This window comes from Streptomyces sp. NPDC021562 (assembly GCF_040640875.1).
Lineage (GTDB): Bacteria > Actinomycetota > Actinomycetes > Streptomycetales > Streptomycetaceae > Streptomyces.
In genome coordinates, this window is record NZ_JBFACN010000011.1 from 295,502 (window position 1) to 302,707 (window position 7,206).

At 71.8% G+C, this 7,206-nt stretch carries 3 protein-coding genes and 1 pseudogene; 1 reads left to right on the top strand and 3 read right to left on the bottom strand.

Going from position 1 to position 7,206, the window contains the following annotated elements; genetic code table 11:
* Positions 1-11 precede the first annotated feature (11 nt).
* Together AB0G52_RS19615 and AB0G52_RS19620 are read right to left on the bottom strand one after the other, a co-directional pair.
* Positions 12-797 carry a DUF4118 domain-containing protein gene (locus AB0G52_RS19615; protein ID WP_132891494.1) on the bottom strand — a complete coding sequence of 262 codons (786 nt, stop codon included), beginning with the start codon at positions 795-797 and terminating at the stop codon, positions 12-14.
* Positions 797-3,292 carry an ATP-binding protein gene (locus AB0G52_RS19620; protein ID WP_361337524.1) on the bottom strand — a complete coding sequence of 832 codons (2,496 nt, stop codon included), beginning with the start codon at positions 3,290-3,292 and terminating at the stop codon, positions 797-799. The genes AB0G52_RS19615 and AB0G52_RS19620 overlap by 1 nt, the downstream gene beginning before the upstream one ends.
* A 237-nt stretch (positions 3,293-3,529) precedes the next feature.
* Here AB0G52_RS19620 and AB0G52_RS19625 point away from each other — a divergent pair.
* A pseudogene (locus AB0G52_RS19625) lies at positions 3,530-5,073 on the top strand (Na+/H+ antiporter).
* A gap of 89 nt (positions 5,074-5,162) precedes the next feature.
* On the opposite strand, the gene AB0G52_RS19630 reads toward AB0G52_RS19625, so the two are convergent.
* Positions 5,163-6,575, bottom strand: a complete 1,413-nt coding sequence (locus AB0G52_RS19630) for a hypothetical protein (RefSeq protein ID WP_132891497.1) — start codon at positions 6,573-6,575, stop codon at positions 5,163-5,165.
* Between the last annotated feature and the right edge of the window lie 631 nt (positions 6,576-7,206).

Here is a 7,206-nt window from a genome sequence, read left to right on the forward strand (position 1 = left end):
GTCCCGACCGGTCAGACCGTGTCCAGCGCCGATCCGGCCTGGTCGGCCAGCGTCACCGCCACCAGCCGGGCCTGGAGCGGGGGTACCGGCCCCGGGCCGGGAGTGAGCATGAAGCGGCCGAGGTAGTGGCCGTTGCCGTAGGCACGCAGCTCGATCTCGCCCTCGGGCCAGCCGGCGGTGCCCAGGTCCCACGAACGCCTGCCCACCGTCACGCCGCCGTCGTTGCCCAGCCGGGGCGGCTGCCCCAGGAGGGTGCCGTACTCGAAACGGCACGATCGCAGCCCCAGGAGTTCGGTGAGTTCCCGGCGGACATGGTCGACCACGGTGTCCGCGGAGCCCGACGACTGCGCCAGTTCGGCCGTCCGGTGGATACGGGAGAGGTACGCCGCGTCCGTGACCGTGATGACCTCCAGGCGGCGTGCGCGGGCCGCCAGTTGGGACACGATCACGCCGACGACCAGCAGGAGCACCGCCGTTTCGATGTCGGCGGACGCGGTGATGTCGAAGGTCTCGTACGGCCGGGTCAGGAAGAAGTCGAACCAGGCCGCCGCCGACAGCGCCGCGAGCACGCCGGCCGTACGGCTGCCCAGTGTGGCCACCGCGACGACCACCACGACGAGGACGAGCGCGGCGTTCGTGTGCGACAGGCCGGTACGGAACGGGACAAGTGCGAGGGCCGCCAGGAAGGGGCCGGCGAGGCCCGCCGTCAGGGCGAGCCGGTCCCGCAGCGGCCAGGTTCGGGGCGTTGCCCAGCTCCTGCCCCCGTGCGGTTTCCATGCGCTGGTCACAGTGCTCATCACGCACCTCCCACTCTTTGCTCCGTCGGTTCGGCACCGACGCTCTGTGCGGCGAGCGGCAGCGACACGACCATTGTCAGCCCGCCGCCGGGAGTGTCCTCCGGGGTGAGAGTGCCGTTCATGGCCTCGGTCAGGCCCCGCGCTAGGGCCAGTCCGAGGCCGAGGCCGGTCGTGTTGTCCGTGTCGCCGAGCCGCTGGAAGGGCTCGAAGAGCCGCTCCCGGCCGTCGACGGGCAGACCGGGCCCCCGGTCCACGACCCGAAGCTCCACCCGGCCCGCCAGGGCACTGGCGGTGACCAGCACCTTTTTCCCGGGCGGTGTGTGGCGATCGGCGTTGCCGGCCAGGTTGGCGATCACCCGTTCCAGCAGCGGCGGGTCGGCGAGCACCTCCGGGATCTCTTCCACGTCCGCCACGTCCACGCCGGAGACGTCCGTCAGTGCCATGGGGAGGACCTCCTCCAGAGAGGTGGGACGCAGGTTCAGCGGAAGGGCGCCCGCCTCCAGGCGGCTGAGGTCGAGGAGGTTCTCCACCAGGCGGTTGAGCTTGGCCATGGACTCGTCGGCGGTGGCGAGGAGTTCGTCCCGGTCCTCAGGAGAGAACTCGACGTCCCGGCTGCGCAGCGAGGTGACGGCGGCCCAGCCCGCGGCGAGCGGGGTGCGCAGGTCGTGGCCGACGGCCCGCAGCAATGCCGTACGCAGCCGGTCGGCGGCCTTCACCGGCTCGACCTCGGCCGCGGCCTCGGCGAGCCGGGCCCGCTCCACCGCTGAACCGACGTGCGCGGCGAACGCGGCCAGCACCCGCCGCTCGGACGACGAGAGCGTGCGGCCGCACAGGACGAGGAAGGCACCGGGGCCCGCCGGAACGGCCGTCACACCGGCCGCGTCGGGAGGCTCCGCCACCAGATCCGCGGACTCCATGCCGAAGGTCTCGCGCGTCCGCTCCAGGAGCGCCGGAATCGTCGCCTCGCCCCGCACGATGCTGCCGGCCAGGGACGACATGGTCTCCGCCTCGGCCGTCGCCCGGGCGGAACGGCGGGACAGGCGCAGGGACCGGTCCACGACCGCGGCCACGGTGGCCGCCACGACCGCGAAGACCGCCAGAGCCAGCAGGGCGTTCGGGTCGTCCAGCGTGAACTGCCCGATGGGCGGGATGAACCAGTAGTTGAGCAGCAGGGAGGCCGTCACGGATGCGATCACCGCGGAGGTGACGCCGCCTATGCAGGCCACCCCGACCACGGCGAGCAGGAACAGCAGTGCCTCGCTGGTCAAGTTCAGCGTGCCTCGCAGCTGGGCGAGGATGATGGTGAGGAGTACCGGCAGCACCAGTCCGGCCACCGGACCGGCGATCAGCCGGGCCGTCGACAGCGTGCGCCGCCGCGACGGCAGGAGGGTGCCGCGTCCGGCCCGCTCGTGGGTGACCCGGTGGACGTCGATGTCGCCGGACAGCTCGGTCACGGTCTCCCCCGTGCCGGGGCCGGTCAGGAACCGTGCCAGCCGGCCGCGGCGGCTCGTGCCCAGCACCAGCTGCGTGGCGTTCTCGGCACGGGCGAACTCCACAAGACTCGTGGCGACGTCGTCGCCGACCACCGAGTGGTAGCTGCCGCCCAGGTCTTCCACCAACCGGCGCTGCCGGGCCAGCGAGGCGTGCGAGACCCCTGCGGCCAGTCCGTCGCTGCGGGCCACGTGCACGGCGAGCAGGTCGCCGCCGGCCGACCGGTCGGCGATGCGGGCAGCCCGCCGGATCAGGGTGTCTCCCTCGGGCCCGCCGGTGAGCGCGACGATCACCCGTTCCCGGGTCTCCCACACCTTGCCGATACCGTGCTGCGAGCGGTATTCCTGCAGCGCCTCGTCGACCCGGTCGGCCACCCACAGCAGCGCCAGCTGCCGCAGCGCGGTGAGGTTGCCCGGCCGGAAGTAGTTGGCGAGGGCCGCGTCGACCTTCTCGGGGGCGTAGATGTTGCCGTGCGCCATACGGCGGCGCAGGCCCTCGGGCGGCATGTCGACCAGCTCGATCTGCCAGGCGCGGCGTACGACCTCGTCCGGGACCCGCTCGTGCTGCAGCACTCCCGTGATCTTCTCGACCACGTCGTTGAGGGACTCCAGGTGCTGGATGTTCAGCGCGGTGACGACGTCAATGCCGGCGTCGAGCAGGGCCTCGATGTCCTGCCAGCGCTTGGGGTTGCGTCCGTCACCGGGGATGTTGCTGTGGGCGAACTCGTCGACGATCACGACCTGCGGACGGCGCGCGAGTACCGCTGCGAGGTCCATCTCCTCGAACTCTCCGCCACGGTAGGTGCAGGACACCCGGGGGACGGTCTCCAGCCCGTCGAGCATCGCCTCCGTGCACCGCCGCCCGTGGCACTCCGCGAACCCCACCACCACATCCACCCCGCGCGCGGCGCGACGCCGACCCTCGTCGAGCATCCGGTAGGTCTTGCCGACCCCCGGAGCCGCCCCGAGGTAGACCTTCAGTCGTCCGGGCCGTACGTCACTCATCGCCGCCGACGCGCTCCGCTCACTGGTGCAACTCTCCTGCGCACAAGGGTTTCTCCTCCCAAGGAAGCCGCTTCGCGGGGCGGTCGGCGCGGTTGTTAGCGGTTCCTTGTCGCCGGTCCCAGGGACCTTGACACTGTCTTGACGTGACCAGCGCCCGATACGGTGACGACCGGTGTGCCGGGAAGTCTGGTCGGCCGGGAGTCACAGTGACTTCTGTCGGGGCCCCAGGGGGACGGCATGCGCAGCGTCGGTACGGTTCTCGCCCTCGTGGTCCTCGCCACGGTGGTCGCCACCTTCGCGCGCCGATGGCGCATCCCCGCCCCCTCCCTACTGGTCGTCGCCGGCCTGACGGTGGCGCTGCTGCCCGGAACCCCGGGATCGAGATCAGCCCCGAGATCATCGGGCTGGTGGTGCTGCCGCCCCTGCTGTACGCGAGCGCGGAGGACATGCCCTGGCGGGAGCTGCGCGCAGTGTGGAAGCCGGTCGGGATACTCGCCATCGGCCTGGTGCTGGCCTCCGCGCCGGCCGTGGCGGCGGTGGCCTCACTGGTCACACCCATCTCCTGGCAGATGGCCTTCGTGCTGGGCGCGATCCTGGCCAGCACCGACCCGGTGGCGGTCACCGCGCTCGGCCGCCGGCTCGCCCTGCCGCCCCGGGTCCAGGTGCTGGTGCAGGCGGAGAGCCTGTTCAACGACGCGACCTCGCTGGTGCTGGTGCGGGTGGCGGCCGGCGTCGCCGTGGCGTCCGCCGCCGCGAACTGGGGTGCGGCCGGGGGCGAGTTCCTGGTGCTCGCGGGCGGCGGCACGGTGATCGGGGCCGCGGTCGCCGGAGTGGTCACGCTGGTCCGGCGCCGTACCGAGGACCCGGTGCTGGAAACGGTGATCGCCCTGGTCACCCCGTACGCCGCCTACCTGCTGGCGGAGGTCGCGCACACCTCCGGAGTGACGTCCTGCGTGGTGGCCGGTGTGGTCCTCGGCGGCTGGGGCGAGAAGCTCACGACCGCCCGGATCCGCCTCCAGCTCCACGCTGTCTACGGCACGGTCGTCTTCCTGCTGGAGAGCGTTGTGTTCAGCCTCATAGGGCTGGCCCTTCCCACCCAGGTGCGGGCCCTGGCCGACAGTGACCGGGCCTGGCCGCTGTACGCCATCGCCGTCGCCGTCACGGTCGTCGCCGTACGCATGCTGTGGCTCGCGCCCCTGTCGGCGGTCGTGCAGCGCAAGGGCGGGCCGGGCCGGGTGAACTGGCGGGTGCCGATGGTGCTCACCTGGGCCGGCACCCGCGGGGTGATGCCGCTGGCCGCCGCGCTGTCCATCCCGGAGGTCATGAAGGACGGCACGCCGCTCGCCGACCGGCCGCTGGTCCTGGTCCTCACCACCTCTGTCGTGGTCGTCACCCTCGTCGTCCAGGGCTTCACCCTCGCCCCGGTCGTCCGCCGCTCCGGCATCGCGCTGGAGCCCGCGCACACCGCACGCGAGGAGGCCGAGGCACGCTCCCACCTCGCCCACGCCGGCCTCGCCCACCTGGAGGAACTGGCGGAGCTGGAGGTCGTGCCCGAGGTCGTCCTCGACCGGCTCCGACGGGGCCTGACGGCCCGCCTGGACGACGCCGACGTGGGCACCGAGTCCGCCGACCAGGTCTACCGCCAGCTCCGCCGGGATCTGATCGTCGTCGAAACCGCGGCGCTCCAGCGCCTCTACGACGAGCACGCCATTAGCGACACGACCCGGCGGCGGCTTCAGCGGGGGCTGGATCTGGAGGAGGCACGGTTGGCGGATGCGTAGGGGTCATGTTCGACTGCGGGTGCGTCGGGGCTGGTCGCGCCCACGCGGCGGAGCCGCATATCGATACAGCCCCGCGCCCCTGGGTAACTTCAGCGGAACTCGGCCAGTCTGGGCCGTAGGCCAAGCGCGGTCAGGGCCATCACCACACACAGCAACCCACATGTCCAGGGAAGCAGGCTGCCCACCGACGACCTGCCCTCTTCCACAGACGACGTGAAGTGGGCGCGGTTGATGTCCGCCACCTTCTTCAGCGCGGTCATCCACGCCCCGAAGTGCGCATTGGAGGTGCCGGGCTCCCACCCCATGCAGAACTCCACGGCCTCATGCTCCTTCCCGGCCGCGAGCAGTGCGCGGATCCTGCGGTCGTCCCGCTGGTAGACGGCGTACGTCTGGACCGTCTTCTCGGCCGCGGCCCGTTCGCCGGGGAAGGTGACGTTGTCCAGCTCGCGGCGGAAGTCGCCGGTGAAGCGCAGGTCGTGGTGGTCGGTCTCGTACGCCTGCCAGGTCGTGGCCAGTTCCGAGTCGTACGTCGTCAGCGTGGCGCCCTTCAGGCCGTACAGCTGCTGAGACTTGGCGAGGAAGGAACCGGCGTACTGATCCCGGCGCTGGGGGTCGAGTAGATAACGGCTCTCGTCGGCGTTGGCGTCGTAGGCGAGAGCGCGGGCGTTGGAGAGGGCGACGACGGAGTCGAAGGCGTCGCGCCGGGCCACGCGCAGGTGTTCCGCGGAGGCGGACAGCATCTGCGCCCCGAGGAGCACCGCAAGCAGCGTGCAGACGGTGGCAGCCAGCACCCCCGGATTCAGGGTGCGCTGGAAGCGGCGGGCCAGGTAGCGCTGGAGGACGCCGAGCACGGCCGGCAGCAGCACACCGAGAACGAGGACGACGGCGAGTTCGGTGCGCAGGCCGGAGCGCCCCGAGGAGTACTCGGTGTCGAAGGCCGCGTCGTTCGAGGTCAGCAGCCTGTCCGCGGCGGGCAGGAGTTGGGTGCGCAGCAGGTCGGTCGCGCGGCGGTAGTCGGCCAGGGCGCCTGCCTTGCCGCCGTGGTGGCCGTCGTTCTCCAGGGCCCGGCCGATCAGCTCCTGGTACTCGGCGAAGCCATCGGTCAGCGACTCCACCGTCTTCTCGTCAGCCCGGCTGCCCTGCGCGGCGACGGCAAGAGTGTTCAGATCGTGCCCGATCTCGCGCCGGGCGTCGCCGTAGTAGCCGACGGCCTTCTCGTACGGGGTCTGCAGGCGGCCCTGTCCCGCGTCCCCGTTGGACAGCAGGATGTTGGCGGCCTGGGCGTCCATGTCGTTCAGGGCCAGGTCGAGATCGGCCGCGCTGGTGGTACGGGGCGCGTCGTGGCCGGCCACGCTGCTCCAGGTACCCAGAGCGGTAAGCCCAGCCATCAGCAGCAGCACGGCGAGTGTGCCGGCGAGCAGGCACGTGGCCGCGCGCAGAAGACGCAGCCGCGCGGGCACGGATGCCCAGTAGCGGCGGCGCAGAGCGGCCCACGCGGCCACGGCCTGCTGCCTCGGGAGGCGTCGAGGACTCTCCGTCCGCGACACCCCTCCCTGCCGCGGTCCGGAGCTGCCTCCGGACGGGGTGACCGCCGGCTGTGGCGGCCTCGCGCCGGCCTCCGGTTGAGGTCTGTGCGATGTACCGGCCGTGATGGTCACGGTCCCTCCCCGTCACGCCATGGACGGTCGCCCGTCCCCCCGTTGGCGTTCAGTCTGCGACCGGATCCGGCCATGGACGATCGGCATTGACGGCCTTCTGACGGCACGCCAGGTCGGTTTGACGGGGCCTTGACGGCGCTCGCGCCGGACCCGTATGAATGCCGCAAATTCCGCGCTGAGCAGGGTTGTTCCACCGTCGTTCGCGGATAGGTTCCTGTGGTCCGCCGCCGAGGCCGGGCGTCAACGGCCTCACCGCCTCCGGAGTCCCCAATCCGAGCGTGGCTCGCGGCGGCCTGGTGCGTGTCCCGAAGGCAGGCACCAGCGTGTGGCGTCCAGTCGTCTTCCCGCGCCGACGTCCGCACGTCCGTGGGGGGGCGGGGGGCCGCCCCCGCCCCCGCCCCGCGCACCGGGACCACCACAAGGAAGTGCCAAACTCAGAAATACAGATACCGGGAGTATGTTGTGGGGTTGGGGT